General features: G+C 59.3%; 28 protein-coding genes, 1 tRNA gene and 1 pseudogene. 28 read left to right on the top strand and 2 right to left on the bottom strand.

What is annotated here, in order from left to right; genetic code table 11:
- Positions 1-2: 2 nt before the first annotated feature.
- The 22 genes from ABH944_RS12240 to ABH944_RS12135 all read left to right on the top strand — a co-directional run bounded on the left by ABH944_RS12240 (position 3) and on the right by ABH944_RS12135 (position 15,724).
- Positions 3-803, top strand: coding sequence for an N-acetylmuramidase domain-containing protein (locus ABH944_RS12240; RefSeq protein WP_404606172.1), 801 nt, complete (start codon positions 3-5; stop codon positions 801-803).
- Positions 800-1,234 (top strand): Rz-like lysis system protein LysB, encoded by a 435-nt coding sequence (lysB, locus tag ABH944_RS12235; RefSeq protein ID WP_063977786.1) that lies wholly within the window; start codon positions 800-802, stop codon positions 1,232-1,234. The genes ABH944_RS12240 and lysB overlap by 4 nt, the downstream gene beginning before the upstream one ends.
- On the top strand, positions 1,122-1,361 hold the full coding sequence (lysC, locus tag ABH944_RS12230; RefSeq protein ID WP_231937058.1) for an Rz1-like lysis system protein LysC: 240 nt from the start codon (positions 1,122-1,124) through the stop codon (positions 1,359-1,361). The genes lysB and lysC overlap by 113 nt, the downstream gene beginning before the upstream one ends.
- Positions 1,354-1,794 carry a phage tail protein gene (locus ABH944_RS12225; RefSeq protein WP_062084925.1) on the top strand — a complete coding sequence of 147 codons (441 nt, stop codon included), beginning with the start codon at positions 1,354-1,356 and terminating at the stop codon, positions 1,792-1,794. Before lysC ends, ABH944_RS12225 begins: the two co-directional genes overlap by 8 nt.
- Positions 1,787-2,248 carry a phage virion morphogenesis protein gene (locus tag ABH944_RS12220; protein ID WP_404606169.1) on the top strand — a complete coding sequence of 154 codons (462 nt, stop codon included), beginning with the start codon at positions 1,787-1,789 and terminating at the stop codon, positions 2,246-2,248. Before ABH944_RS12225 ends, ABH944_RS12220 begins: the two co-directional genes overlap by 8 nt.
- Before the next feature lie 84 nt (positions 2,249-2,332).
- Positions 2,333-2,989, top strand: coding sequence for a phage baseplate assembly protein V (locus ABH944_RS12215; protein ID WP_404606168.1), 657 nt, complete (start codon positions 2,333-2,335; stop codon positions 2,987-2,989).
- A complete protein-coding gene (locus tag ABH944_RS12210; RefSeq protein ID WP_404606166.1) occupies positions 2,986-3,348 on the top strand; it encodes a GPW/gp25 family protein in 363 nt (120 codons plus the stop codon). The genes ABH944_RS12215 and ABH944_RS12210 overlap by 4 nt, the downstream gene beginning before the upstream one ends.
- Positions 3,345-4,265, top strand: coding sequence for a baseplate J/gp47 family protein (locus ABH944_RS12205; protein ID WP_404606164.1), 921 nt, complete (start codon positions 3,345-3,347; stop codon positions 4,263-4,265). Before ABH944_RS12210 ends, ABH944_RS12205 begins: the two co-directional genes overlap by 4 nt.
- Positions 4,262-4,804, top strand: a complete 543-nt coding sequence (locus tag ABH944_RS12200; protein WP_404606163.1) for a phage tail protein I — start codon at positions 4,262-4,264, stop codon at positions 4,802-4,804. The genes ABH944_RS12205 and ABH944_RS12200 overlap by 4 nt, the downstream gene beginning before the upstream one ends.
- 203 nt (positions 4,805-5,007) lie before the next feature.
- Positions 5,008-6,624, top strand: coding sequence for a hypothetical protein (locus ABH944_RS12195; protein WP_404606161.1), 1,617 nt, complete (start codon positions 5,008-5,010; stop codon positions 6,622-6,624).
- A 2-nt stretch (positions 6,625-6,626) separates the two neighbouring features.
- Entirely contained in the window at positions 6,627-7,013 is a 387-nt protein-coding gene (locus ABH944_RS12190) for a tail fiber assembly protein (RefSeq protein ID WP_197500209.1), read from the top strand.
- A gap of 28 nt (positions 7,014-7,041) precedes the next feature.
- On the top strand, positions 7,042-7,371 hold the full coding sequence (locus ABH944_RS12185) for a hypothetical protein (protein WP_062084932.1): 330 nt from the start codon (positions 7,042-7,044) through the stop codon (positions 7,369-7,371).
- A 48-nt stretch (positions 7,372-7,419) separates the two neighbouring features.
- Complete coding sequence (locus ABH944_RS12180; protein WP_062084933.1) at positions 7,420-8,595, top strand: phage tail sheath protein; 1,176 nt, start codon at positions 7,420-7,422, stop codon at positions 8,593-8,595.
- Positions 8,596-8,621: 26 nt separating this feature from the next.
- The gene (locus tag ABH944_RS12175) at positions 8,622-9,131 is read left to right on the top strand and encodes a phage major tail tube protein (RefSeq protein WP_062084934.1); all 510 of its coding nucleotides are present in this window, start codon (positions 8,622-8,624) and stop codon (positions 9,129-9,131) included.
- An 88-nt stretch (positions 9,132-9,219) separates the two neighbouring features.
- On the top strand, positions 9,220-9,528 hold the full coding sequence (locus tag ABH944_RS12170; RefSeq protein ID WP_062084935.1) for a phage tail assembly protein: 309 nt from the start codon (positions 9,220-9,222) through the stop codon (positions 9,526-9,528).
- Between the two features lie 32 nt (positions 9,529-9,560).
- Entirely contained in the window at positions 9,561-9,674 is a 114-nt protein-coding gene (locus ABH944_RS12165) for a GpE family phage tail protein (protein WP_075643893.1), read from the top strand.
- Positions 9,675-9,676: 2 nt separating this feature from the next.
- Positions 9,677-12,334: a phage tail tape measure protein gene (locus tag ABH944_RS12160; RefSeq protein WP_404606159.1), complete on the top strand. Its 2,658-nt coding sequence runs from the start codon at positions 9,677-9,679 to the stop codon at positions 12,332-12,334.
- A 14-nt stretch (positions 12,335-12,348) separates the two neighbouring features.
- Complete coding sequence (locus ABH944_RS12155) at positions 12,349-12,780, top strand: phage tail protein (protein ID WP_404606158.1); 432 nt, start codon at positions 12,349-12,351, stop codon at positions 12,778-12,780.
- Positions 12,777-13,814, top strand: coding sequence for a phage late control D family protein (locus tag ABH944_RS12150; protein ID WP_062084938.1), 1,038 nt, complete (start codon positions 12,777-12,779; stop codon positions 13,812-13,814). Before ABH944_RS12155 ends, ABH944_RS12150 begins: the two co-directional genes overlap by 4 nt.
- A 147-nt stretch (positions 13,815-13,961) precedes the next feature.
- Positions 13,962-14,780, top strand: a complete 819-nt coding sequence (locus ABH944_RS12145; RefSeq protein WP_075643894.1) for a glycosyltransferase family 25 protein — start codon at positions 13,962-13,964, stop codon at positions 14,778-14,780.
- A 376-nt stretch (positions 14,781-15,156) separates the two neighbouring features.
- Positions 15,157-15,411 carry a type II toxin-antitoxin system RelE family toxin gene (locus ABH944_RS12140; RefSeq protein ID WP_062084939.1) on the top strand — a complete coding sequence of 85 codons (255 nt, stop codon included), beginning with the start codon at positions 15,157-15,159 and terminating at the stop codon, positions 15,409-15,411.
- Positions 15,395-15,724, top strand: coding sequence for a helix-turn-helix domain-containing protein (locus tag ABH944_RS12135; RefSeq protein ID WP_062084940.1), 330 nt, complete (start codon positions 15,395-15,397; stop codon positions 15,722-15,724). Before ABH944_RS12140 ends, ABH944_RS12135 begins: the two co-directional genes overlap by 17 nt.
- A gap of 333 nt (positions 15,725-16,057) precedes the next feature.
- On the opposite strand, the gene ABH944_RS12130 is transcribed toward ABH944_RS12135, so the two are convergent.
- A complete protein-coding gene (locus tag ABH944_RS12130; protein ID WP_062084941.1) occupies positions 16,058-16,726 on the bottom strand; it encodes a LexA family transcriptional regulator in 669 nt (222 codons plus the stop codon).
- A gap of 359 nt (positions 16,727-17,085) precedes the next feature.
- On the opposite strand from ABH944_RS12130, the gene ABH944_RS12125 reads away from it, so the two are divergent.
- From ABH944_RS12125 to ABH944_RS12100, 6 genes and pseudogenes are all read left to right on the top strand, one after another.
- Positions 17,086-17,334 (top strand): Ogr/Delta-like zinc finger protein, encoded by a 249-nt coding sequence (locus ABH944_RS12125; RefSeq protein ID WP_075643895.1) that lies wholly within the window; start codon positions 17,086-17,088, stop codon positions 17,332-17,334.
- A 26-nt stretch (positions 17,335-17,360) separates the two neighbouring features.
- Positions 17,361-17,753, top strand: coding sequence for a hypothetical protein (locus tag ABH944_RS12120; protein WP_062084943.1), 393 nt, complete (start codon positions 17,361-17,363; stop codon positions 17,751-17,753).
- Between the two features lie 85 nt (positions 17,754-17,838).
- Positions 17,839-20,607: a toprim domain-containing protein gene (locus tag ABH944_RS12115; RefSeq protein ID WP_404606155.1), complete on the top strand. Its 2,769-nt coding sequence runs from the start codon at positions 17,839-17,841 to the stop codon at positions 20,605-20,607.
- An 86-nt stretch (positions 20,608-20,693) separates the two neighbouring features.
- The gene (locus tag ABH944_RS12110) at positions 20,694-21,182 is read left to right on the top strand and encodes a hypothetical protein (protein ID WP_404606154.1); all 489 of its coding nucleotides are present in this window, start codon (positions 20,694-20,696) and stop codon (positions 21,180-21,182) included.
- Positions 21,183-21,211: 29 nt separating this feature from the next.
- A pseudogene (locus ABH944_RS12105) lies at positions 21,212-21,316 on the top strand (helix-turn-helix domain-containing protein); the annotation flags it as partial.
- Between the two features lie 65 nt (positions 21,317-21,381).
- Complete coding sequence (locus tag ABH944_RS12100) at positions 21,382-22,458, top strand: tyrosine-type recombinase/integrase (RefSeq protein WP_404606153.1); 1,077 nt, start codon at positions 21,382-21,384, stop codon at positions 22,456-22,458.
- Between the two features lie 74 nt (positions 22,459-22,532).
- Here the strand turns inward: ABH944_RS12100 and ABH944_RS12095 are convergent.
- A tRNA-Arg gene (locus ABH944_RS12095) sits at positions 22,533-22,608 on the bottom strand.
- Positions 22,609-22,908: the final 300 nt, after the last annotated feature.

Raw genomic sequence — 22,908 nt, 5'->3', positions numbered from 1 at the left:
CAATGATTCTGAGATACGGCGATATAGGCGACGATGTTGCATTGCTGCAAAAGCGCCTCACGCGTGCGGGCTTTCCCGTCATTGAGACGCACATTTTCGACCACGCAACCGAATCCGCGGTGATGGCGCTGCAACGCGCTCGCGGCCTGGTGATCGACGGCATCGTCGGCCCGAAAACGCTTATCGCTCTGCCAGGCCTGGCGCTGCCTTCACACCTGAAAGATTCCGACCTGGTGAAAGCGGCCGGCACCCTGGGCGTGTCTGTCGCGTGTGTGCGCGCCGTGAATGAAGTCGAATCACGCGGACAAGGTTTCTTGCCTGACGGCCGGCCGAAAATCCTTTTCGAGCGCCACAAGTTTTATAAAGCCCTGGCCGATCGCAAGATCGACCCGGCGCCGCTCGCCGTGAAATATCCGAACATCGTATCGAGCACCGCCGGCGGATACCTGGGCGGGGCGGCCGAATATTCGCGCCTTGCCCTGGCCGAACGCATTCACTCGGACGCCGCGCAAGAGTCGACGAGCTGGGGCGCGTTCCAAGTCTTGGGCTTTAACTGGAAGCGCTTGGAGTATTCGAGCATTACCGATTTCGTCGCACGCATGCAGCAAAGCGAAGGCGATCACCTCGACGCGTTTGTGCGCTTTATCGCGGCCGACACGGCCTTGCTGGCCGCGTTGAAGGGTAAGAAGTGGGCGGCCTTCGCCAAGGGCTACAACGGGGCGGATTACGCGCGCAACATGTACGACACGAAGCTCGCCCAGGCGTATGCGAAGTATGCCGAGCGCGAAAAGGCGGCGGCATGAATGCGATGGCCGCTCGCCTGGTTGCGTGCCTCGTGGCGGCCCTGGCGCTCGTCGGCGCCTGGTTCTATGTCCAAGCCCTACGCGGCGACCTGGCGGCCGCCCAGGACACCGCACGCACGGCACAAGAGACGGTCGACCGGCGCGACGCCACGATCGCGCAGTTACAGAAAACCGAGCGCGAGCACGCCCGCCAGCTCGCGCAGCTCGAACGCACCCGCCAGGGCGTCGCGGCCGACCTGGCCGCTCGTGAAACCGAACTAGAGGCTTTGAAGCATGAAAGCGAAACCGTGCGCGCCTGGGCTGATGGCGCTATCCCTGATGACGTTGTGCGCCTGTACACAAGCCCCGCGCTCACCGGAACCGCCGACCTCCTTTCAACAATGCGCGCCGGTAACGGCATGCACGATGCCGGCAATGTCGCCGCGCCGTAACGGCGACCTGGCGCACGCGCTCGACGTGGCGCGCGCTGCCTGGGGCGATTGTGCGGCCCGCGTCGATATGGTTGTCGCTTGCCAGGCGAACGACCTGGCCGGCGCCCTGGGCGGCACCCATGAATAAGGCCGCCAGCTTTCGAAAGGCGATGGCCTCGGCCGTTCCCTCGCTCAACGATGACCCCGACAAGCTGCTCGTTTTCATCGATCAAGGGCGCATCGTCGCCACGGCCGCGCCGTCGCTGTCGTTCGAATATCGTTTCGTGCTCAATGCGATCCTGCTCGACTTCGCCGGCGACGCCGACACGATTTTCGTCGCGCTGATGGCCTGGGTTCAACGCAATCAATCCGACTTACTCGCCAACGTCGACGAGCGGGCGAACGGCATCACTTTCGAAGTCGATCACCTGACGCAATCAACGTTTGACCTGTCGATCAAGCTCTCGCTCACCGAGGGCGTGATCGTCGACACCGACCAGGCCGGCGCGCACACGATCACGCATATCGACGAGCCTGTGCCCGAATGGACCCTCGACACGCTGTTCGCCGGCAATGGATGAACTGCGCGCCCTCGAAGCCTGGGCGGGGCGCTTGCTCGCCCAGCTCGAAGCGCCCGCCAGGCGCGCGGCGCTGCGCGATATCGCGCGCGAGCTGCGGCGCACACAAACCGCACGCATCGCGCAGCAAAAGAACCCGGACGGTAGCGCTTATGCGCCCCGCAAGCCGAGGCATGTAAAGAAGCTGCGCGGCAAACAAGGCCGCATCAAAAACGGGGCGATGTTTGCGAAGCTGCGCCAGGCGAAATATCTGCGTGCCGAATCGGACGCGGTTAGCCTGACTGTCGGGTTTTCCGATCGCATTGCGCGCGTCGCGCGTGTGCACCAATACGGCCTAACCGATCGCGTCGCAAAGGGCGGCCCCGAGCACAAATACGATGCCCGTGTGCTGGTCGGATTTAGCGACGCTGATCGCGAGATGATTCGCGATATGTTGCTTAAACACATCGTCAAATAATCATTCGGCTCTCTAACTATGTACCCAAGGCGCGAACAACCGCGCCGTGTCGACTCGCGCGTGCGTGCTCGGCACCATTGGGGAATGAACTCAAACGAATCCACACGCCAATTTTTGAACGGCATACGCAAAGGCACCGTGATAGGTCTGTCCGGCGCGTTGTGTCGCGTAGAGAGCGGCGATTTAACTACCGACTGGATTCAATGGTTCGTGCCTTGTGCCGGAGAAACGATCGAGTGGCTTGCGCCCTCGATCGGCGAAGGCGTGATGCTGTTGTGCCCGAGCGGCGACCCGGCGCAAGCCGTCGCACTGCGCGGTTTCTATACCGAGGATTTCGAATCGCCGAGCCTCGACCCTAATAAACACATTCGACGATATCGCGACGGTGCGCTCGTCGAATACGACTTTGCCGCTCACATTCTCAACGTCGATTTACCCGCCGGCGCAACGGTCAATGTCACCGCCCCCGACGCGGTGAATATCAATACGAAAACCGCCAACGTAAAGGCCGACAAAGTAACGCTCGATGCGGACGTGGAAGTTACGCGCTCGATGGTTGTGAAAGGCCCGTTTTCATTCGAGAACGGCATGAGCGGAAAGAGCGGCGCAAGCGGCGGCCCTGCGGCCGTCATCGTCGGCACCGTCGCGGTAAGCGATGACGTGATCGCCGGCGGCAAAAGCTCGGCTCATCACTCGCACATTGAACAGGGCGACGGCAAACCAGTGAGCGAACCGATATGAAAGGAATGAATGCCAAGACGGGGCGCGCAACGTTCGGCCTGTCACACCTGTATCAATCGATCGAAAAGATTCTGACGACACCGCTCGGCACACGCATCGCTCGCCGCGATTTTGGTTCCGAGCTGCCCGACCTGGTCGACGCCCCGAACAACCTTGCGACCCGCGTGCGTCTCTATGCCGCCGTGGCAACCGCGCTGATGCAATGGGAACCCCGCTTGCGGCTCACCCGCGTGCAGCTCTCGACGGACGTGAGCGAAACGGGCGCTGGCGTGCAAGTGCTCGACATTGAAGGCACCACAACGGAATCGGGCGACCAGGTATCGACCCGCGTGCAGCTCACGAACGGCGGTGCGGCATGAGCGCGACCCCGATCGACCTTTCGCGCCTACCTGTTCCGGCCGTTGTCGAAGTCATCGACTACGAAACGTTGCTCGCCGAGCGCAAGGCGCGGCTCGTCTCGCTCTATCCGGCCGACGATCAAGCCGAAGTCGCGGCCGCGCTCGAACTTGAGTCCGAGCCGATGAATATTCAATTGCAGGAAAGCACATATCGGGAAGTCGTCTTACGTCAACGCGTCAACGATGCCGCACGCGCCGTAATGCTCGCCTACGCGGTCAAAGAGGATCTAGACCAGGTAGCGGCCCTATTCGGTATCAAGCGCCTCACCATCGTCGAACCTGACCCGGCAAACGACATTGAAGGCGTCTATGAGGAAGACGCGGACTTGCGCAAGCGCACGCAGCTCGCCCCGCAAGGCTATTCCGTCGCTGGTCCCGAGGGCGCCTATATCTCGCATGCGTTGAACACTGACGGCCGCGTGCTCGATGCCTCGGCCACGAGTCCCGCGCCGTGCGAAGTCGTCGTCACGATCCTGTCGCGCGAAGGCGACGGCACCGCATCGCAAGAGCTGGTCAACAAGGTAACGGCCGCCCTGCAGGCCGACAACGTGCGCCCGTTGACCGACGAAGTAACGGTACGCGGTGCGCAAATCCTGCGCTACCAGGCGCGCGCCACGCTCGTTTTCTTCGCCGGCCCTGATCGCTCCGTCGTGCTCAAGGAAGCGCAAAAACGGACGGCCGCATATACGGACGAAATGCACCGTATGGGCATGGAAATAACCGAGGATGGTTTGTTCTCGGCGATGCGTGCGCCAGGCGTTCAAAAGGTGAAACTCATTTCGCCGATCGGCGGCATTGCTGTATCGAAAGCTCAAGCGGCTTATTGCGAGCTGATCGAGCTGATCGACGGCGGTGTTTATGACGGGGGCACGGAATGAGCAAGCTACTCGCCCCTAACTCGACCACGACCGAGCGCAACCTCGCCACGGTCAACGCCCGCATATCGGATATCCCGACGCCGATCGCGCAGCTAATGAACCCCGACACGATCCCGCTCGCGTTGCTGCCCTGGCTCGCCTGGCACCTGGGAATCGATGCGTGGAAAGACTATTGGCCCGAGCAAGTGAAGCGCGCCCGCGTTAAGGCCGCTATCTCGATCGCCCGCAAAAACGGCACTGCTACGGCCGTGCGCGAAGTCGTCGCCGCATTCGGCGGAAACATTGCGCTGCGCGAATGGTTCGAGATGCAACCCAAGGGCAAGCCGGGAACGTTCGACGTTGTTCTGACTGTTGGATCACGCGCCGGCGAAGCCCCGACCGCCGAGTTTATCGCCGACATCATCGCGGAAATCGACCGGACCAAGCCCGTGCGCGCTCACTACTCATTCACCCAGGGTTTCGGCATGCAAGGAACGCTCGGCGTTGTCGGCGCCGTGCGGCCGGCCCTGTATCGCCGTCTTTCTTTCACGGATCAATAAACATGGCCGGAAATCTCTTTACTGTCACCGACGCCGGTAGAGCTGCGCTCGTCTCACCCGGCAACACTGGCACGGCTGCGCACAAAGTCACGCAAATCGGCGTGAGCACCGTCGCCTTTGACTCGACCGATAAGACGCTCAAAGTGCTGCCAGGCGAGCGCAAGCGCATTACCACGCTTGCCGGCGATAACGTCGCGGCCGACATGATTCACGTCACGCTCAAAGACGATACGGACGATCAATACACGCTCTACGGGTTCGGCCTGTACTTCGAAAACGGCGTGCTGTTTGGCACCTACAGCCAGGCCACGCCAATCATGGAGAAATCGCCGGCGGCAATGCTTTTGCTCGCGGCCGATATGGCGTTCAAGTCGATCGACACGGCGCAAATATCTTTCGGCGATGCGACCTTCACGAACCCGCCGGCGACCACCGATCGCCAAGGCGTTGTCCAATTGGCGACGAACGCCCAGGCGATCGCCGGCACCGACACGCAACGCGCAGTAACGCCGGCCGGTTTGCAATCGGCCCTCGCCCCCGCACTCGCGACGAAATCGAATGTCGGCCACCGTCACACGATCGTCGAAGTTGACGGGCTGCAATCCGCGCTCGATGCAAAACTAAACCTCACTGGCGGGATATTGAGGGGAAACACGACCGTCTCAAACGCGACCCTCGCGTTTCAAAACGGCAATTACACCGCCAGCATGCGCGCCGATGCGAGCGGGCTGCTCGGCTTCCTCAATCAAGCGTTGACCGCGTGGAACCTGCAACTCAACGATGCCGGCGTGCTCTCGTTGCCGCGTGCTCGCCCGAATTGGGCGGGCGGCCTGACACCCTGGGACAACGGCAACTTTGACCCGAATACGCGCGTCGCCAAAACCGGCGATCGCATGAGCGGCGACCTGTTTGTCGATAGCGGCGGACTGCACTTAAGCGGATGGAACGGGAACCCGAATACAGGCGTCGTGTTTCTCAACGCTGCCAGCAATAGGTACGTTAATTTTGACGGGACCAGTTACGTTATGCCGGGCGCCGAGCTGTACACCGGCCCTGCGATTAATCGCGTTTGGCACGCCGGCAACTTCAATCCTGCGGCCTATCAACCTGCTGGCAACTATCAACCAGCGGGAAGCTACCAGGCCGCCGGCGACTATCTACGCAATCGCACCGGTCAAACCACGACGGGCCTGTATTTCGGTTCGGCTAACCCCCCTGGCATTGGTGGAATCTCCCAATCTGGAAACAACGACAACGTAGCGCTCACGATCGGCAATGACGGCAATCAGTCTGCGTCGGCCGTGATGCAGTTTCACCGCCAAGGTTCATTTGCCGCCTATTTCGGCCTGGACACTGACAACCAATGGGCGGTTGGCGGGCGCTCGATGGGCAACGTTCGATATCGCCTCTTTCACGAGGGCAATTTCGATCCCAACACCGCCGTCAACCTGGCTAACAACGCCAACAACAACGCCGCTTCAAAAGCCCCGATCCGCAACGGCAATAACAACGGCGGATACGGATACGTCTGTTGCGATAGCACTGCCAAGGTGACGATTAGTTGGGATGGCGCGAATCACCAGATATACGCCGATAACAGTTACCTCGGCGCGCTGATGACCACGAGCAATTACAACAATTGGGCCGCGACGAAAAGCGCGCAAGTGCAATGGGGTAGCGGCGTTTCCGAACTCGCCGGAGTAGTGACCGGCGCCGATGTAACGGTGGACGCCGGCGGCCCTTGGGTGTTGGAAGGCTTGCGCACGGTCGGCGGAAACAACCGAATTTATATGCGCGTCGTTTGGCTAAGGAACCAATAACCATGATTTCGCACGATCAACTCGCTCACGCTATTGAGCAAGAACTCGGACTTAAGCACGGCGTCGATTTTCTCGTCGCTCATCCGCTCGACAAAGACGGAAATCAACGCGCCGATGCCTATCTTTTTCGATGGATGAACAAGGACGTTTTGCAACCGGATATCGAGCTGATGAAGGCCCGATATCAAGAGTGCCATTGCGACACCTATGAAGCGATGGCCGCACGCGAGCGTCGCGACGCGTTGATCGCGCAAACCGATTGGACACAAGCCCAAGACATACCGGACGCGGTGAAGGCGAAATACGCCGTCTACCGCCAGGCCTTGCGCGACATAACGAGCCAGGCCGGTTTTCCAAAGTCGATCGACTGGCCTCTTTTACCGCAGTAATCCCATACGCAACCAGGAGCAAAACAAAATGCCTTTGAAAAAAACAATCCGCATCGCATCGATCGGCACGCCGGCGTCATACCACAAGGTTCGCCGCTATGCGGTCGACGTGGAAGCAAAGACCACGTTCATCGATATCGCCAGTTTCTACGATGAACAAGCGGCACGCGACAACTTGCAATCGATCGGCATGGCAAACGTGATGATCGCCGGCATTCCTTCGAACGGCACCGATGCCGTCGCCTTCTGCGAGGCGCAACTCGCGGAGCCCGTACCCGCTGCGCCGGTCGATGGATCTGATCCGACCATCGGCAACCCGAATCGTTACCTGTTCGCCGACGCTGAAATCGTCGACTAACACGCCCCCGCCCCCGTTTCCCCTCACCTCTACGGAATAGGAAAACCCATGCCTACGGATTACCACCACGGCGTAAGAGTGCTCGAAATCAACGAAGGCACGCGCCCGATTCGCACCGTATCAACGGCCGTTGTCGGCTTTGTTGCGACGGCTGAAGATGCCGACCCGCTCGCATTCCCGCTCGATACGCCTGTGCTCATCACGAACGTCATTTCGGCCCAGGCGAAGGCCGGCAAGCTCGGCACGTTGAGCAAGACCCTCAAGGCGATCGCCGCACAGACGAAGCCGGTTTGTGTCGTCGTGCGTGTCGCTGCCGCCCAGGACGCGGCCGCGACCTCGGCCGCAATCATCGGCGGCGTTAGTGTTGACGGCAAATACACTGGCATGAATGCGTTGCTGGCCGCGCAAGCCAAGCTCGGCGTTAAACCGCGCATCCTGGGCGTGCCTGGCCTCGATACGTCTGAAGTTGCCGTCGCACTGGCATCGATCGCGCAAAAGCTGCGCGGCTTTGCCTACGTGTCGGCCAACGGCGCCAAGACGAAAGAGGAAGCGACCGCCTATCGCAAGACCTTCGCACAGCGCGAAGTGATGGTCATTTGGCCGGACTTCACCGCTTTCGACACCGTGACGACCATCACGTCGACGCTGCCGGCGACCGCTGCGGCCCTCGGCCTGCGCGCCAAGATCGACGAGGAAACGGGCTGGCATAAGACGCTTTCCAATGTCCCGGTCAATGGCGTAACGGGTATCTCGCAAGACGTGTTTTTCGATCTGCAAGACCCGGCGACGGATGCGGGCTATTTGAATGAGCAAGACGTAACGACGCTCGTGAATCCGGGTAAAGGCTTTCGCTTCTGGGGTTCGCGCACCTGTTCGTCTGACCCGTTGTTCGCGTTTGAGAACTACACGCGCACCGCGCAAGTGCTCGCCGACACGATGGCCGAGGCGCATCTCGAATACGTCGATAAGGACATGCACCCCTCGCTTGTTCGTGACTTGATCGAAAGCATCAACCAGAAGTTTCGCGAGCTGGTCGCAAACGGCTATTTGATCGGCGGCTCGGCCTGGTACGACGAAGAACCGAACACCGTCGACTCGCTCAAGAGCGGAAAGCTCTACATCGATTACGACTACACGCCGGTTCCGCCGATTGAAAACCTGCTGCTGCGCCAGCGCATCACCGACCGTTACCTCGCCGACTTCGCCTCGCGCATTCAGGCCTAACCCGGTTCAACCAGGAGTAAGAAAACATGGCATTGCCGAAAAAGCTAAAGGCTTTCAACCTGTTTCAAAACGGCGAGAACTATCGCGGCGAAGTCACCGAAGTGACCCCGCCCAAGCTCACGCGAAAGATGGAGGACTATCGCGCCGGCGGCATGAATGGCCCGATCGGCATTGATTTCGGTAACGAAAAGATCGTGCTCGAATGGACGTGCGGCGGAATCATGCGCTCGGCCCTCGAACAGTACGGGATTATGAAACACGATGGCGTGCAACTCCGTTTCGCGGGCGCCTACCAGGCCGAGGACTCGGCCCGCCCCGATGCCGTCGAAATCGTCGTGCGTGGCCGACACACTGAAATCGACTTTGGCAACGGTAAGGCCGCCGACGATACCGCGTTCAAAGTCTCGACGCAGTGCAGCTATTACAAGCTGACGATTAACGGCACGACGATTATCGAAATCGACTTTATCAACATGGTCGAAAAGGTGAACGGCGAGGACTTGCTCGCGTCGCTGCGCAACGCTATCGGCCTCTAAGCCAGGCATCCACGTTTAACCCCGCCTCGCTCGCCTGGTGAACGCCAGGCGAGCAATCAGCACCCGAACCCATTGCAGAGAAAATCAAATGAACGAACAAGCAATCGAACAAGGCACCGAAGAAGCCAACCCGAACACTGTAGAACTCGATACGCCGATTACGCGCGGCGATCAAGTCATCAACTCGATCACGCTGCGCAAGCCGACCTCTGGCGAGCTGCGCGGCACGTCGCTGAATGCCCTGGTCAATCTGGACGTGGACGCCCTCGGCAAAGTCTTGCCGCGCATCGCCACGCCCACGTTGACGGCTTTCGACGTGAACTTGCTGGACCCGGCCGACCTGGTGCAATTGGGCGTGGTGTTTGCCGGTTTTTTGCTGCCGAAGCGGGCGAGCTAGAGCACGGCTTACCCGATCGCGTCGAAGAGGCGATGGCCGATATAGCGATCGTCTTTCACTGTTCGCCGTTCGGTATGGACGAGCTGACGCTCGGCGAATTGAGTGAGTGGAGAGAACGCGCCCGCGTGCGCAACGGAACGGAATAGATATGGCAAATGACCTGAAATTGCGCGTGCTGTTCGATATGGTCGACAACGCAACCAAGCCCCTCAAAGAGCTGATGAACGGTAACAAGGGGCTTGCTAAATCGCTGAAGGAAACACGCGGCGAACTCGGCCAGCTCAAGAAAGCGCAAAAGGACGTTGCCACGTTTCGCGAGCTGCGCACCGGCCTGGCCGGCACCGCGCGCGAGTTGAACACCGCGCAAACCAGGGCGAAGGAACTCGCCGGCGGCTTGCGTGCGTTCGGCCCGCCGAGTAAAGCAATGATCGCTGACTTTGAGAAAGCGAAGCGCACCGCCTCGCAGCTCGGCCAGGCACACGCGCAGCAAGCGAACAAAGTCGACGAGCTGCGCACGCGCCTCGCCGGCGCCGGAATCAGCACCCGCAACCTATCCGCGCATGAACGCGAGTTGCGCGCGAGCATCACCGCGACAACCGGCACGATGACCGGTCAAATGCAAAAGCTTGACCAGCTCGCCGAACGTGAGAAGCGTATGGGCGCCGCACGCGGGAAAATGAACCGCTTGCAAGGCACGGCCGCAAACATGGCGGTCGCCGGCTATGCCGCGAAAGCGACCGGCTCGCATATCCTCGGCGATATCAGCGAAACGCTCGACGAGTCGAAGAAATTCGAAGTCGAAGCGATGAAGATAAAGGCGCTCGGCCTGGGCGATCACGCTACGGCCGACGCGCTGAAATACGTTAAGGCGATGAAGTCTTACGGCACGTCCACGACCGATAACCTCACGCTGATGCGCGATTCAATGACCATCTTTGCGGACGAGCATCACGCGCAAATGGTTATGCCTACACTGGCGAAAATGAAGTTTGCAAACGAAGCTTTGTTCGGCGCCGAGGACGGCCACGCCAACGAAGAAAAGTTTATGAACATGCTGAAGGTGATCGAGCTGCGCGGCGGCACGAAAGACGAAGCGACGTTCAAAGACGAAGCGAACATGGTTCAAAAAGTCATCACGGCCACTGGCGGCCGTGTGGGCGGCGACCAGTGGATGCAGTTCATTCAAACGGGCGGCGTTGCGGCAAAGCAAATGCGCAAGGACGCGTTTTATAACCAGATGGAACCGCTCATTCAGGAAATGGGCGGGCATGCGGTCGGCACCGGGCTTATGTCCGCATACAGCAACGTCTACCAGGGCAAGACGACCGTTCGCGCAGCTCGGCAAATGATGGACCTCGACTTGCTCGATAAGAAGAAAGTCGAATTCAACAAAATCGGCATGGTCAAGCAAATCAAACCCGGCGCGCTCGCCGGTGGCGACATGCTCAAGGCCTCGCCGCTCGAATGGCTGGAAAAGGTTCTATTGCCGAAGCTGGCCGCCAAGGGCATCACGGATCCGGACAAGGTTAAAGACATGATCGCGACGATTTTTACGAATCGCACCGCGTCGAATCTCTTTACGACCATGTACATGCAGAAGGACCAGATTCACAAAAACGAAAAGCTAAACGCCGGCGCTGATGGCATCGACGAGGGATACGCCAAGGGTCAAGCATTGACGCACGGCCACGAAATCGAGGCGCTTAAAAAACTGGAGAACATTAAGCGTGAAATCGGCGACAAGGTTTCACCCATGTATAACGCCGGCCTGGAAATCACGGCCAACCTCACGGAAAGGCTTACCCGCTTCATGCAAGAGCACAGCACCACCGCGAATATCGTGCTCGTGTCGCTCACTGCGCTGGCGGCCTTGCTGGTCGGAGGCGGCATGCTGACGATCGCACTCGCCGGCATTCTCGGCCCGCTCGCCCTGGTCAAATTCAGTATGTCGACGCTCGGCATACAAGGCGGCATCCTGTCGCGCGTGCTCGGCCTGGGCGCGACTGCCTGGCGCATGTTCGGCACGGCCGCGATGTTTGCCGGCCGCGCCATGCTGATGAATCCGATCGGCCTCGCAATCACCGCGATCGCGGCCGCTGCCCTGTTGATCTATACCTATTGGGAGCCGGTCAAGGCGTTTTTCGGCGGCCTATGGGACCAGGTTAAACAAGCGTTCGCCGGCGGCCTGGCGGGCGTCGGGGCGTTGCTTCTGAACTGGTCGCCTATGGGTCTGCTTTACCAGGCGTTCGCGAGCGTGATGCAATGGTTTGGCATCGACATGCCGGCGAAGTTTTCCGAGTTTGGCGCGAACATCATCGCCGGCCTGGTCAACGGCATCACAAGCGGCCTCGGCGCGGTCAAAGCGGCGATCACGGGCGCGGCCGATAGTACGGTCGCATGGTTCAAGGAAAAGCTCGGCATTCATAGCCCCTCGCGCGTTTTCGGCGAGCTGGGCGGGTTCATCACCCAGGGCGCCGCGCTCGGCATGGAAAGCGAACAAGGCCGCATCGCAAAGGCCGCTGTCGGCCTGGCGACGCTCGCCGCGACTTCATTCGCCATGCCAGGCGCCCAGGCGGCCGACACGCCGCTCGGCGTACCGAGCGTACCCATTGACACCCGAGGACCGATCGCGGCCCGCCAGGCGCCCGGAATTTCGGCCGGCGGGGCATCGGCCGCCGGCGGTGACACCTACATTTTTCAAATCAGTGGCAACGATACGAAGGCAATCGCCGACGCGGTGCGCGCCGAGCTGCAAAAGATCGAACGCACCAAGCAATCGCGCGTTACCTCGCGTCTGTCTGACTAAGCGGAGAAAAAAACATGCTGGCATCACTCGGACAATTCGTATTCGGCCTGTCGACGCTCGCTTACCAGGAGCTGCAACGGCGCACGAGCTGGAAGCATGCGAGCACGTCGCGCGTCGGCGCTCGCAATGCCCGCCAGTTCAACGGCCCAGGCGATGACGCGATCACGCTCACCGGCTGGATCGCGCCCGATCAAGTCGGCAAGCTCGCGTCTATCGCCGAGCTGCGCACGATGGGGGACGCCGGCGACGCTTACGCCCTGGTCGACGGCACCGGCTCGGTTTATGGCGCCTTCATTATCGAAGGCCTCGACGAAGGGCAAACGCTGCACCAAAAGGACGGCACACCGAGGCGCGTCGAATTCACGATCACGCTCATGCGCGTCGACGATGGCCTCGTGCAAACCAAAACCAAAACCAAAACCAAAACGAACGAGACGAAGGCATGAAACAACCGACACCCGAATTTCATATCACGCTCGACGGCCGCGACCTGACGACAAAGATCGCCCCGCGTCTCGTGAGCATGGGCTTGTCTGAGTCGCGCTCGGACGAAGCCGACACGCTCGACCTGACGCTCGACGATAGCGACGGCAAGCTCGAAATTCCCCCGCGCGGTGCCGTGCTGCGCGTCTCGCTCGGCTGGTCCGATACGGGCGTGATCGATAAGGGTAGTTTCACCGTTGACGAAGTGGAGCACGCCGGCGCCCCTGACGTGCTCACCATTCGAGCGCGATCGGCCTCGATGACTAAGGAAATGGGCGAGCGCATCGAAAAGAGTTGGCACGGCGAGACGCTCGGCGCGATCGTTCGAAAGATCGCCGGAAAACACAGCCTAAAGCCGGCGATCGCCGACGCACTTTCAAAGGTATTGATCGCCCATATCGATCAAACACACGAGTCGGATATGTCGTTTCTCACGCGCCTGGCGAAGCGTTACGACGCGGTGATGAACGTGAAAGACGCAAACTTGCTTTTTATGCCGATCGGACACGGCACGACCGCGAGCGGAAAAAAACTCGAGTCGATCGAGCTGACGCGCGCGAGCGGCGACTCGCATCGTTACCACGTTGCCGAGCGCGAGAACTATGCGGGCGTTCGTGCGCACTACCATGCAACCGGCCGAGCGAAACGCAAGTCGGTTGTTGTCGGCGGGGAGAATAATCACAGCATCAAGGTTTTGCCCGAAACGTATGCCACCGAAGCCGAGGCACGTGCGGCGGCATCGGCCGAGCTGAACCGCACGAAACGCAGTCAAGCGACGCTCGATTACACGCTCGCTCTCGGCCGCCCTGACCTTTACCCCGAGCTGCCGGTCTATCTGTCGGGCTTCAAACCTCAAATCGATGACGAGTCATGGCTCGTCAAGCGAGTTAAGCATTCAGTGGGCGATGGCGGATTCACGACCGGCCTAGAACTCGAAATGCGCGACGACCCGACAAGCGATCGCCACCGCTCGCACTTTCGAAAGGTAAGCAAATAAACGCCGCCAAGCCTATGCAGCTTGGTTTTTTGTATGTACGCCAATCTGTCGAATTCGTTGCAAAAATGTTACAAAATACTTCATATACTTTCTAATACCTTACCATTGCGCACTAAATAACAACGGCCGTTGGTCAACGGCAGCGCTATGACGATTGGAACTCATTTTGTATGCATCTCTCTTGAACGCGCTAGTGAACGCCGCGCACTGATGGCACGGCAATTCCAGGCACACGGGATTGATGTTCAATTCTTTTCTGGCATTGAACCGCGCTCCTCCGCTGACGCCATTAACGAAAGCGATTTTTCGGCGCGCATGCGGCGATATGGCCGCCCTATGTCAGAAGGCGAAATTGGCTGCTATCTCAGCCATCGCGAAGTGTGGAAACAGCTTGTCGATTCGGGCGACGATGCTTGGTGCATCATGGAGGACGATATCGCGCTTCGCTCCGGGTTCGTCGCCACGGTTTGGGAGTTGGCTTCAAACCGGGATCATTGGGATGTTGTGCGCCTGATGGGACTGAACAGAAACGAGCGAATCCCCTATGCCAAGCTGCCTAGCGGAACTCAGCTCATGTGGATGGATCGGCAACCAGTTGGACTGCAGTGCTACATGTTGACGCGCGCGGGCGCCGCTGCTTTGCTGGCACACACGCATAAAATCGTGCATGCAATCGATACTGCGGTAGACCGACATTGGGAGCACAAGCTACGGCTGTTTGTTACCGAGCCGGAATATGTTGAGACAGTCGATATGGTCTCAACAGTCGGTTTCCGGCCTGGCATCACGTCGCTTTCGATGCGCGTTCGAGAGAAGATTTATCGTCGCATTGATAAAACGATGGCGGCCTTATACAACGCGAAGCGCCGCCCACAACGTCCAATCCACTTATCGCAGAATGCCGTCTTTACCGAGCACCGGCAAAGGGACGCTCATGGTTTGAGCCTCATAGATCGCCAGTCCTAGTCCGCTCAAGAGCAAAGCAAACCAGCAATACCACCACACCCGCTTAGAAAGGCGTCGCTTTGAACGCGTTAGCTTCCAAGCTGCGATTACAGCGACGCCGCCAGCAAGAACTAGCGCAACTACGCCGATTAGCTTGCATAGTCCGATTGTCGTAATCAGTCCAGCAAATCCCCAACCCGTGATGTAAGCGTCCTCTTCGCTTGGCGAAAGAGGGGCTCGTTTGTGTTCGTCCATAAGTCTTTTCGTTAGGTAGTTTTCAATTTGCCTACAGTATTTTAATAACGAATGACTCGCGCGGTCACTGACTCAGTGCAGCACACACCAAAAACTTATATTTATCTTCCAATAAACTTATATACGACTTATAATTTCCAGCATGAACAAAATCAACTGGACGTCGAAAGCAACCAAGCAGGCGCGCAAGCTCGATAGGCCCGTTCGTGTTGCAATCGTGGACGCGGTTGAACAACTGGCAGAGATGCCGGACTGCCAAAACGTGAAGGCGCTGACAAACCATCTCTACGGCTACCGTCTGCGAGTTGGTAACTACAGGGTACTTTTTGATTGGGATGGCTCAATCAAAATCGTCGAAATACAGGAAGTGAGGAAACGCGATGAACGCACCTACTAACATTCAAACGATCAACGGCCCGGACGGAAAGCCGGCCTTTGTCGTGATCCCCTATTCCGAGTACGTCGCGCAGCATGCGCGCGACAATGACTTGATCCCGCATGAAGTAGTGCGCCGCACGCTCGCCAATGACATACCGCCGGCGCGCGCATGGCGTGAACACCTGGGGCTAACGCAAGCAGAAGTTGCCGAACGGCTTGGCGTCTCTCAGTCGGCTTATGCACAGCAAGAAAGTAGTGCGCGCTTACGCGCTTCGTCTCGCGAAAAGATCGCCGGCGCGCTTGGTATTACGGCTGCGCAACTTGATTTCTGATCGGCACCGCGATCGAGAGCCGACTTACGAAGAAAGCATCGCGGACACTGAGCGCGCCCTACGCCACCGCATCAAGACCGCGCACGAATCCTTCGAACCCGGCTCCGACCAATTCAATGCGTGCCTTGGCAGTTGTTATACGGTGCTCGAAGGCGTCTGCCGAAACGTTGCTATCGCCCCCGCTGACGAAGCCCGCTTGCGGGCGCTTATCGAACGCGAGCGCCAATAGCGCAGGTGCATATAAGCCGATCGTTTTCTTTACTGTTTAGGTGGGGCGCCTAGCGCCCCTTTTTTCGCCCATTCGGTAGAGAAACCCGCAAACTCGTTAGCCCTCTAGCAAGCGTGCGTCAGATGCGCGAAGCAATACCCAATGAAGTCGACGGCGTCGGCCTGGTCGACGTCGATTACATCGGTTTCATAGTCCGGGTTATCGCACAGCAAGTGCAGCGCGCCCCCATACATGCGTTGCACCCGCCTCACTCGAAGGCTTTCACCGACTCGCACGATATACACGCCGTCAATGTCACGCGGCCGGCGATCGACCAGCACGACATCGCCATCGCTGATCGTCGGCGCCATGCAGTTTCCTGGTATGCGCATCGCAATCGTATCGGCCGTGCTCAACCCTTCGCGCTCGACCCACTCCCTCGGCAAGCGCATCGACCATTGCGCCGTTTCCCCGTCTATGAAACTTGGCATATCGAATGCTGGGAATTCGACATAGCCCGAATCAGGCGTGGCGGCCACCGGCAGATGCAAAAAGCTTTCCGGTTCCTCGATACCCGGCAAGCCTCGGCCAAGGATCAACCAATCAAGACTTACCCCGTACTTTTCTGCGATCGCCGCGCACTCGGCATAGGGCACGCGATCGCGGATTTTCCATACCGCCGGCGTGCTACGTGACGCGCCTATCACCTCGGCAAGCTCAACGTCCTTACTTACCCCCACTACATCTTTCATTCTGTCGACGATGGCTTGAATAAGTGCCTTTTTTTCGTTCATTTCGCGGTCTAGAAATTACAGAAATGTATGTGCGTTAGCTAACAGTAAGGCATATAATTACACTTAGTAACATTCAAAACCAAGCTGTTACAAACTGAAATTGACTATGCCACTTCCTAACGCAACTCGATCGGCCACTAAACGCGTGCCGATCCCTATGAGTGCCGACGAAATCGACACCCTCCAACAACTTGCCGAGCGCGATCAACGCAGCGCCGCATCAATGGCCCGAATTATCTACCTCGCCGGCCTCGAACAATACGCTGCACGAAACAAAGCACGCGGCCGTCGCTAACCGTGTGACCGTGAAGGATCAAGGCCGGGGGCGGATTCCTTATCTGAACGGGTAGACAAAAGCCATGCGAATCACACTGAGCTGTCCACATTGCCGAAGCCGCGTGATTGCTCGAACGTCGCGCGAACTTTCGGCAACGATGCGCGAAATCACTTTCGTTTGTTTCGATCACGAATGCGGCCACACGTTTGTCGCACAGCTTGAAGCAGTACGAACCCTCTCACCAAGCGCCAAGCCGAATCCGTTGGTCGGCCTACCTATGTCGCCGCATGTGCGAGAGCGGGTAATGAGCCAATTGCAATTAATTGACTGAGAGCCGCAGTCACCGGGAGAAAAGAAATGATTAAACTCGATACGACCTTGCATTACGCTGCCCTTTCCTACCTCGTGCAGCACGAGGGCGAACACTTCAATCACGATCGCATTCTGCTGATCGACCGTTGCGTATCTCACCTGACCGAAACGCAATGCGTTTCTCAGCGTGAGGCGGAAGTCGCCACGCTGCAAGCTTATGGCGAACGCGAGTCGCGTCGATGCAAGGCCTATGTCGACATGTCACTGACGACAAGCCACTCGATTTTTATACGCGACCCGGCGACCGGCCGCCTCCGTGTCTTTACCGTTGCCGAACTGATTGACCTGGTGAAAACGCCTGCGCTTTCGAGCCTGCCTGTGCCAAGTAGTCGACACATGCTTGCCAATGGAATCACCGAGCTGCCGCTCACTGCGTAAGACCCACCCAATTTAAAAGCGCATTCCCTGCCGCACTTTCACGAACTGCGGCCGGGACAACTCACGCCCGCGAAACTGAAAAGCAATGGCCTCTATCGACGAACTCAAACGCCGCATCGACTTGCATCAACTCGCCGACCGTCTCGGCCTGAAGCAAGGCAAGGGTGGCGATAAAGCCCTCTATCACTCGCCGCACCATCCCGACAAGCACCCTTCGCTCTCGATCTATCAGGGACACCCCAAGTACGGCACGGGTTGGAAAGATCACAGCGGCGACGCTGGTGGCTCCTGCATTGACTTGGTGATGCACGTTCAAGGCTGCACCGTGTCGGACGCGATGAAATACCTGCACGACGCGTTCGGCATCCCCTACGACACCCCGACCAACTCGGCGCCGGCTCGAGAAAAATCGCGTTGCGACTACATCGCCGAGCGTTCGCTCGGCCACGCCGAGAAGGTGCGCGCCTACCTGACCGGCCGAGGCATTAGCGATGCCGCGATCGACGCGGCGATCAAGGCCAAGACCCTTGGCTATAACGACTACACCAGCTCCACGAAGAAGCCCGGCGAAGTCGGCTTCTGCGGACCCTCAGCGGCTTTTATCGTCAGGCCCATGAACCGCGCCGACGTGGTCGCCGTTGACATGCGGTTCATCGACCCTGCGCTCAATGGCGACGTGAAAACGCAAACACAAGGAGAAAAAGACGGCCACGGCTGGACGGCCGACCCGCGCAAGCTCGCCCGCGCGCAACGCGTCATTCTGGTCGAAAGCTCGATTAATGCCCTCTCGATCGACACCTGTGCGATACCCGGCACGGCCGCCGTCTCGATTCGCGGCATCGGCAACGCCGAGAACATCGACTTTTCGTTTCTGATCGGCAAGCAGGTGGTGATCTGCATGGACAATGACGCCCCCTTTCCAGATGGGCATCACCGTGCAGGGCACCGCCCAGGGCCGGAAGCCGCCTGGACCATTTACGAGCGTCTGACCGCCTTGAATATATCGGCGAGCCTGGTCGAGCAATCCGACTGGATTCAAGACCTGGCAGACGGCGCGAACAAGACGGCGCCAATCAATGACGTCAATGACTTTCTGTTAATGCGCGACGCCGCCTCACTCGCCAAGGCGCTGAACACGTTCGAGCAATGGTTAATCCCCGGCATGGCCGGCAATGCCACGCACAAAGGAAAGCGCCGCGTCTATCTGCCCGAACACGACTACGCGCTCTACTGGCGGTTTCGCACCCACCTCGATTTCACGCGCTATATCACCCGCATGGAACGCAAGGAGGATTCGGACGTTGAAACACCGACCTACGGCGACCTGTGCGGTTTTCGGGTAGCCTCGCTCTCACGCGTGGCGGTCGCGAGCGCGTCGTCGACGATGACCGGCGACGTGGACCAAGCGCCGAACGTCTATTTTGCGGCGACCGTGCAGACGCCGCGGCATGGTTCGAAGCTCACCCGCAAGGTGATGCTCGATGACCAGCTCCACAACAACACGCATTGGCTGAAATTCGGCCCGATCTGGAAGCCCGCCGAATTTTCGCGGATGGTCTCGATTCTGGAACGCACGGCCGACCTCGGTGCGCGCAACGCCGCGAACTTCGTCGGCCTCGCCTGGCGCGACGGTGCGCTCACGGTGAATGAAGGCCCTGATTGTTATTTCACCGACGCCGAAAAGCAGTGCCCGTATCACAACCTGACTTTCCCGAGCGGGGCGAGAACCGACGCTCGCCGCGTCATCACGGCGTACCAACACACGTTCAAGGAAAATGCGGCGGCCATTCCACTGGTGTGGGCGCTCGGCGGCCACCTGAAAGCGATGCTTGGGTTTTGGCCGCACATCACGGTGCAGGCCGACAAGGGCGCCGGCAAATCGACGCTCATCAAACGGCTCGAACGCTCGATCGCCTTCACGATGTTTTCCGGGCAGAGCTTGCAGACCGAATTCCGGCTGTTGACGAGCATCAGCCATACGAGCCACCCGGTAGGCTGGGAGGAGCTATCCGCCCGCCGGCAAGAGGTGATCGACAAGGCGGTCGGCCTGCTTCAGGAAAACTACCAGTACACGGTGACCCGGCGCGGCGCCGATATGACCGAGTATTTGTTGTGCGCACCGGTCATGCTGGCGGGCGAAGACGTTCCCGTGCGCAGTTTGCTCGGCAAGCTGGTCCGTACCACCTTGACCGGCAAGCGCGGCCCACTGCTGCCCGACGACCTGCCCCGCTTTCCGGTACGCGAATGGCTGGAATTCCTCGCCGGTTTGAACAAGCGCGAGGTGCTCGATCACTACCGCGCGCTGCGCGAACGGTGTCTCACTAACAGCCGCGCCAGCGGCGCCGACGACGGCGCGTTGCGTATGGCCGGCAATTACTCGGCCGTGGCCCTGGCCTGGCACTACCTGTGTGAGTTCGCGGGCATGGATGACAGCGAAGGCGCGTTCTTTCACGACTTGCTCGCCGAGATGAACGGCCACATTGCGGAAACAAGCGCCGACCGCGAGCCGTGGGTGTGGATTCTCGAAACCGTGCTCTCCGAGATCGATGGCGGCAACTACAAACACCCGTACACCTTCGACATGGTCGACGGCGAGTTCTGCATTTTGTTGCGCACCGGGCACGTGATGGATCACATCGCTCACACCGGAAGCTTGCGCGACAAGTGGAACGGGCTGCCGGTCAAGTCCGATCGCGTGTTCAAGAAGCAGCTCCAACAGGCCGGCGTCGTGGTCGGCACGAAGGAAGTCGAGCGACGTATTTTCATGCGCCGCGTGCCCTACCTGACCCCGATCTCGCTGCGCCGCCTCGAAGCCTTCGGCCTGCATGTGTCGGTGCGGGAGGATCTGTGCTGAACGCCGCCCACCTCACGAACCCGAGTCGACATTCGAGCGGCCGTCTAGCTTCGCTTGCTCATTCGAGCCGACCGAAAGCACGAACGATGAACGAAAGCGAGCTGGCGGGCGGAATCGACCGGCGACAAGGCACGGACAGCGCACGTGAGACGTGGTTTTCGATACCCACCGCGCCTAAGTCATTGATTCTTGTAAAGAGTGCCGCCATGACTGATACGGCGTTTGCCACGAGTTACCGTGTTTTTGCCACGAGTCCATTTTTGGACAATCGCCGCGCCCCACCTTCTTTTTCTCTCTTTAAATTATTGAAAGAAAAGAAGAAAGAAGGCTGCGAAGCAAAGGAATTCCGAGACACCGGCGCGCCACGAGTTGACCTCGATTTGCCATCAGTTAGAGGGGCTGCCTATTTTTTGGGCCACCAGTTCCACGTGTTGTGCAGGCCTAACTCATGGCATTTGATGGCGTCCGTTTTCTTTGAAATCAGTGACTTACCGATGATCCACCGGCCCGCCACGTGTCCACGAGTTGCACTGCGTGTGGTTCGGCTGCGCACTCACTCGGAGGCCGGTCGGTGAACACAGTTGACCTGGTGCAAGCGGCGGCGATGCTCGGCGCTCACCCTGAGACGGTGCGGCTCAAGGCCAAGGCCGGCGAGCTACCCGGCCGGAAAGTCGGCAAGCGCTGGATGTTTTCGGTAGTTGCCCTGCAGCGTTACCTCAGCGGAGAATGGATTCCGCGAGTTGTGCAGGGCGAGCACGTTGAGGAAGTTAAAACATGTCGCTCTACAAACGGAGTAGAAGTCCAAACTGGTATTACCGGCTATCCCCGCCGAATGGCGGTCCAGTCGTACAAGGCAGCACTGGCACCAGTAACAAAGAGCAGGCGCAGGAGTTCTACGACCGCCTGAAGGTGGATCTGTGGAATCAGGCCAAGCTCGGTCACAAGCCGCGCTACACCTGGAATGATGCGGTTGTGCGCTACGTCGCCGAACGCGAAGGAATCGCGAGTCTCGAAACCAGCAAGACACACCTGCGGTGGCTCGATCAGCACCTGTCCGGCGTGCAGTTGGCCGATATCGACCGCAACCGGATTGACTCCATTGCGCATGTAAAGCGGATGGAGCCCCGTGTCATCCAGACGCGCAAGGGTCCGAAGATGCTCGGGCGCAACGTCAGTGCTGGAACGGTCAATCGCGTGATTGGCGTGCTTAAGGCGGTCCTGAACGCCGCGGTTGAATGGGAGTGGATCGACCGGGTGCCAAGGACGAAAAAGACGAAAATCGTGTCGCGCCGGATACGCTGGTTGACGTTGGCGGAAGCCGAACGTCTGCTGGCCGAGTTGCCGACGCACTTGGCCGACATGGCGCAGTTCAGCCTCGAAACCGGGTTGCGCCGCGCCAACGTGACGGGCCTGCAGTGGTCGCAGGTCGACCTGGTGCGGCGCGTCGCGTGGATTCATCCGGACCAGGCCAAAGCCCGCAAGGCGATCACGGTGCCGCTCTCGGACACGGCGGTCGCGGTGCTACGGCGACAGCGCGCGAAGAAGCGCAAGCCGGAATACGTCGAAAGCGTGTTCGTGTACCACGGCAAGCAGGTCTACCAGACGGTGACGGCGGCATGGACAAAAGCGTGCAAGCGCGCCGGCATCCGCGATTTCCGCTGGCACGATCTGCGCCATACCTGGGCAAGCTGGCATGTGCAGCGCGGCACGCCGTTACAGGTCTTGAAGGAGCTGGGAGGATGGGAAACGCTGGAGATGGTGCAACGCTACGCGCACCTGTCGGCCGATCACCTGACGCGCTGGGTTCAGCCGCACACGCAGGTCGTCGACCTGCAGACGGCCGCCGGCTAACTGTACTAACTGTATTTTCACTGTACTGGAGGGGAATGCTGAAGCGGGAAAACCGCTGAAACCCTTGTCAGGATTGGTGCGCCCGGCTGGGATCGAACCAGCAACCCCTGCCTTCGGAGGGCAGTACTCTATCCATTGAGCTACGGGCGCGTATGACCGAGGGCACCGCGTTCCATATACAAAACAATGGAGGCAGGGCCGCTGCGAGTCCGAAACAATACCTGTTTTCCGCCGATCCGTCCACCGCAAGGACCAGGCCAACTTACAACCAGAGCCGCTAACGCCATCGCCCGCAGCACCGAAATCCGGGTTAACACGCGCTGCGACAGGCCTTTCCGGGCGCGCCGCCACGTAAACGTTCCGTCTATAATCGACCGTGCTGGTGAAAACCATCACGAACGCCCCAGAAAGTCGTTGTTGCTGTCACGCTGTTGCTGAACCGACGCTGAA

The sequence above is a fragment of the Caballeronia udeis genome, from assembly GCF_044909315.1.
GTDB lineage: Bacteria > Pseudomonadota > Gammaproteobacteria > Burkholderiales > Burkholderiaceae > Caballeronia > Caballeronia udeis_A.
The sequence above is the reverse complement of the archived record's forward strand: the minus strand, read 5'-3'. Positions and strand labels throughout refer to the sequence as shown.

What these genes read in the sequence shown, in the direction of transcription:
- ABH944_RS12145 (WP_075643894.1), top strand. Translation starts at nt 13,962, where the DNA reads ATGACGATTGGAACTCATTTTGTATGCATCTCTCTTGAACGCGCTAGT.
- ABH944_RS12115 (WP_404606155.1), top strand. Translation starts at nt 17,839, where the DNA reads ATGGCCTCTATCGACGAACTCAAACGCCGCATCGACTTGCATCAACTC.
- ABH944_RS12185 (WP_062084932.1), top strand. Translation starts at nt 7,042, where the DNA reads ATGCCTTTGAAAAAAACAATCCGCATCGCATCGATCGGCACGCCGGCG.
- lysC (WP_231937058.1), top strand. Translation starts at nt 1,122, where the DNA reads ATGACGTTGTGCGCCTGTACACAAGCCCCGCGCTCACCGGAACCGCCG.
- ABH944_RS12240 (WP_404606172.1), top strand. Translation starts at nt 3, where the DNA reads ATGATTCTGAGATACGGCGATATAGGCGACGATGTTGCATTGCTGCAA.
- ABH944_RS12150 (WP_062084938.1), top strand. Translation starts at nt 12,777, where the DNA reads ATGAAACAACCGACACCCGAATTTCATATCACGCTCGACGGCCGCGAC.
- ABH944_RS12120 (WP_062084943.1), top strand. Translation starts at nt 17,361, where the DNA reads ATGATTAAACTCGATACGACCTTGCATTACGCTGCCCTTTCCTACCTC.
- ABH944_RS12125 (WP_075643895.1), top strand. Translation starts at nt 17,086, where the DNA reads ATGCGAATCACACTGAGCTGTCCACATTGCCGAAGCCGCGTGATTGCT.
- ABH944_RS12110 (WP_404606154.1), top strand. Translation starts at nt 20,694, where the DNA reads ATGAACGAAAGCGAGCTGGCGGGCGGAATCGACCGGCGACAAGGCACG.
- ABH944_RS12130 (WP_062084941.1), bottom strand. Translation starts at nt 16,726, where the DNA reads ATGAACGAAAAAAAGGCACTTATTCAAGCCATCGTCGACAGAATGAAA.
- ABH944_RS12200 (WP_404606163.1), top strand. Translation starts at nt 4,262, where the DNA reads ATGAGCAAGCTACTCGCCCCTAACTCGACCACGACCGAGCGCAACCTC.
- ABH944_RS12155 (WP_404606158.1), top strand. Translation starts at nt 12,349, where the DNA reads ATGCTGGCATCACTCGGACAATTCGTATTCGGCCTGTCGACGCTCGCT.
- ABH944_RS12170 (WP_062084935.1), top strand. Translation starts at nt 9,220, where the DNA reads ATGAACGAACAAGCAATCGAACAAGGCACCGAAGAAGCCAACCCGAAC.
- ABH944_RS12215 (WP_404606168.1), top strand. Translation starts at nt 2,333, where the DNA reads ATGAACTCAAACGAATCCACACGCCAATTTTTGAACGGCATACGCAAA.
- ABH944_RS12175 (WP_062084934.1), top strand. Translation starts at nt 8,622, where the DNA reads ATGGCATTGCCGAAAAAGCTAAAGGCTTTCAACCTGTTTCAAAACGGC.
- ABH944_RS12195 (WP_404606161.1), top strand. Translation starts at nt 5,008, where the DNA reads ATGATTCACGTCACGCTCAAAGACGATACGGACGATCAATACACGCTC.
- ABH944_RS12165 (WP_075643893.1), top strand. Translation starts at nt 9,561, where the DNA reads ATGGCCGATATAGCGATCGTCTTTCACTGTTCGCCGTTCGGTATGGAC.
- ABH944_RS12225 (WP_062084925.1), top strand. Translation starts at nt 1,354, where the DNA reads ATGAATAAGGCCGCCAGCTTTCGAAAGGCGATGGCCTCGGCCGTTCCC.
- ABH944_RS12180 (WP_062084933.1), top strand. Translation starts at nt 7,420, where the DNA reads ATGCCTACGGATTACCACCACGGCGTAAGAGTGCTCGAAATCAACGAA.
- ABH944_RS12135 (WP_062084940.1), top strand. Translation starts at nt 15,395, where the DNA reads ATGAACGCACCTACTAACATTCAAACGATCAACGGCCCGGACGGAAAG.
- ABH944_RS12140 (WP_062084939.1), top strand. Translation starts at nt 15,157, where the DNA reads ATGAACAAAATCAACTGGACGTCGAAAGCAACCAAGCAGGCGCGCAAG.
- lysB (WP_063977786.1), top strand. Translation starts at nt 800, where the DNA reads ATGAATGCGATGGCCGCTCGCCTGGTTGCGTGCCTCGTGGCGGCCCTG.
- ABH944_RS12205 (WP_404606164.1), top strand. Translation starts at nt 3,345, where the DNA reads ATGAGCGCGACCCCGATCGACCTTTCGCGCCTACCTGTTCCGGCCGTT.
- ABH944_RS12220 (WP_404606169.1), top strand. Translation starts at nt 1,787, where the DNA reads ATGGATGAACTGCGCGCCCTCGAAGCCTGGGCGGGGCGCTTGCTCGCC.
- ABH944_RS12160 (WP_404606159.1), top strand. Translation starts at nt 9,677, where the DNA reads ATGGCAAATGACCTGAAATTGCGCGTGCTGTTCGATATGGTCGACAAC.
- ABH944_RS12190 (WP_197500209.1), top strand. Translation starts at nt 6,627, where the DNA reads ATGATTTCGCACGATCAACTCGCTCACGCTATTGAGCAAGAACTCGGA.
- ABH944_RS12100 (WP_404606153.1), top strand. Translation starts at nt 21,382, where the DNA reads ATGTCGCTCTACAAACGGAGTAGAAGTCCAAACTGGTATTACCGGCTA.
- ABH944_RS12210 (WP_404606166.1), top strand. Translation starts at nt 2,986, where the DNA reads ATGAAAGGAATGAATGCCAAGACGGGGCGCGCAACGTTCGGCCTGTCA.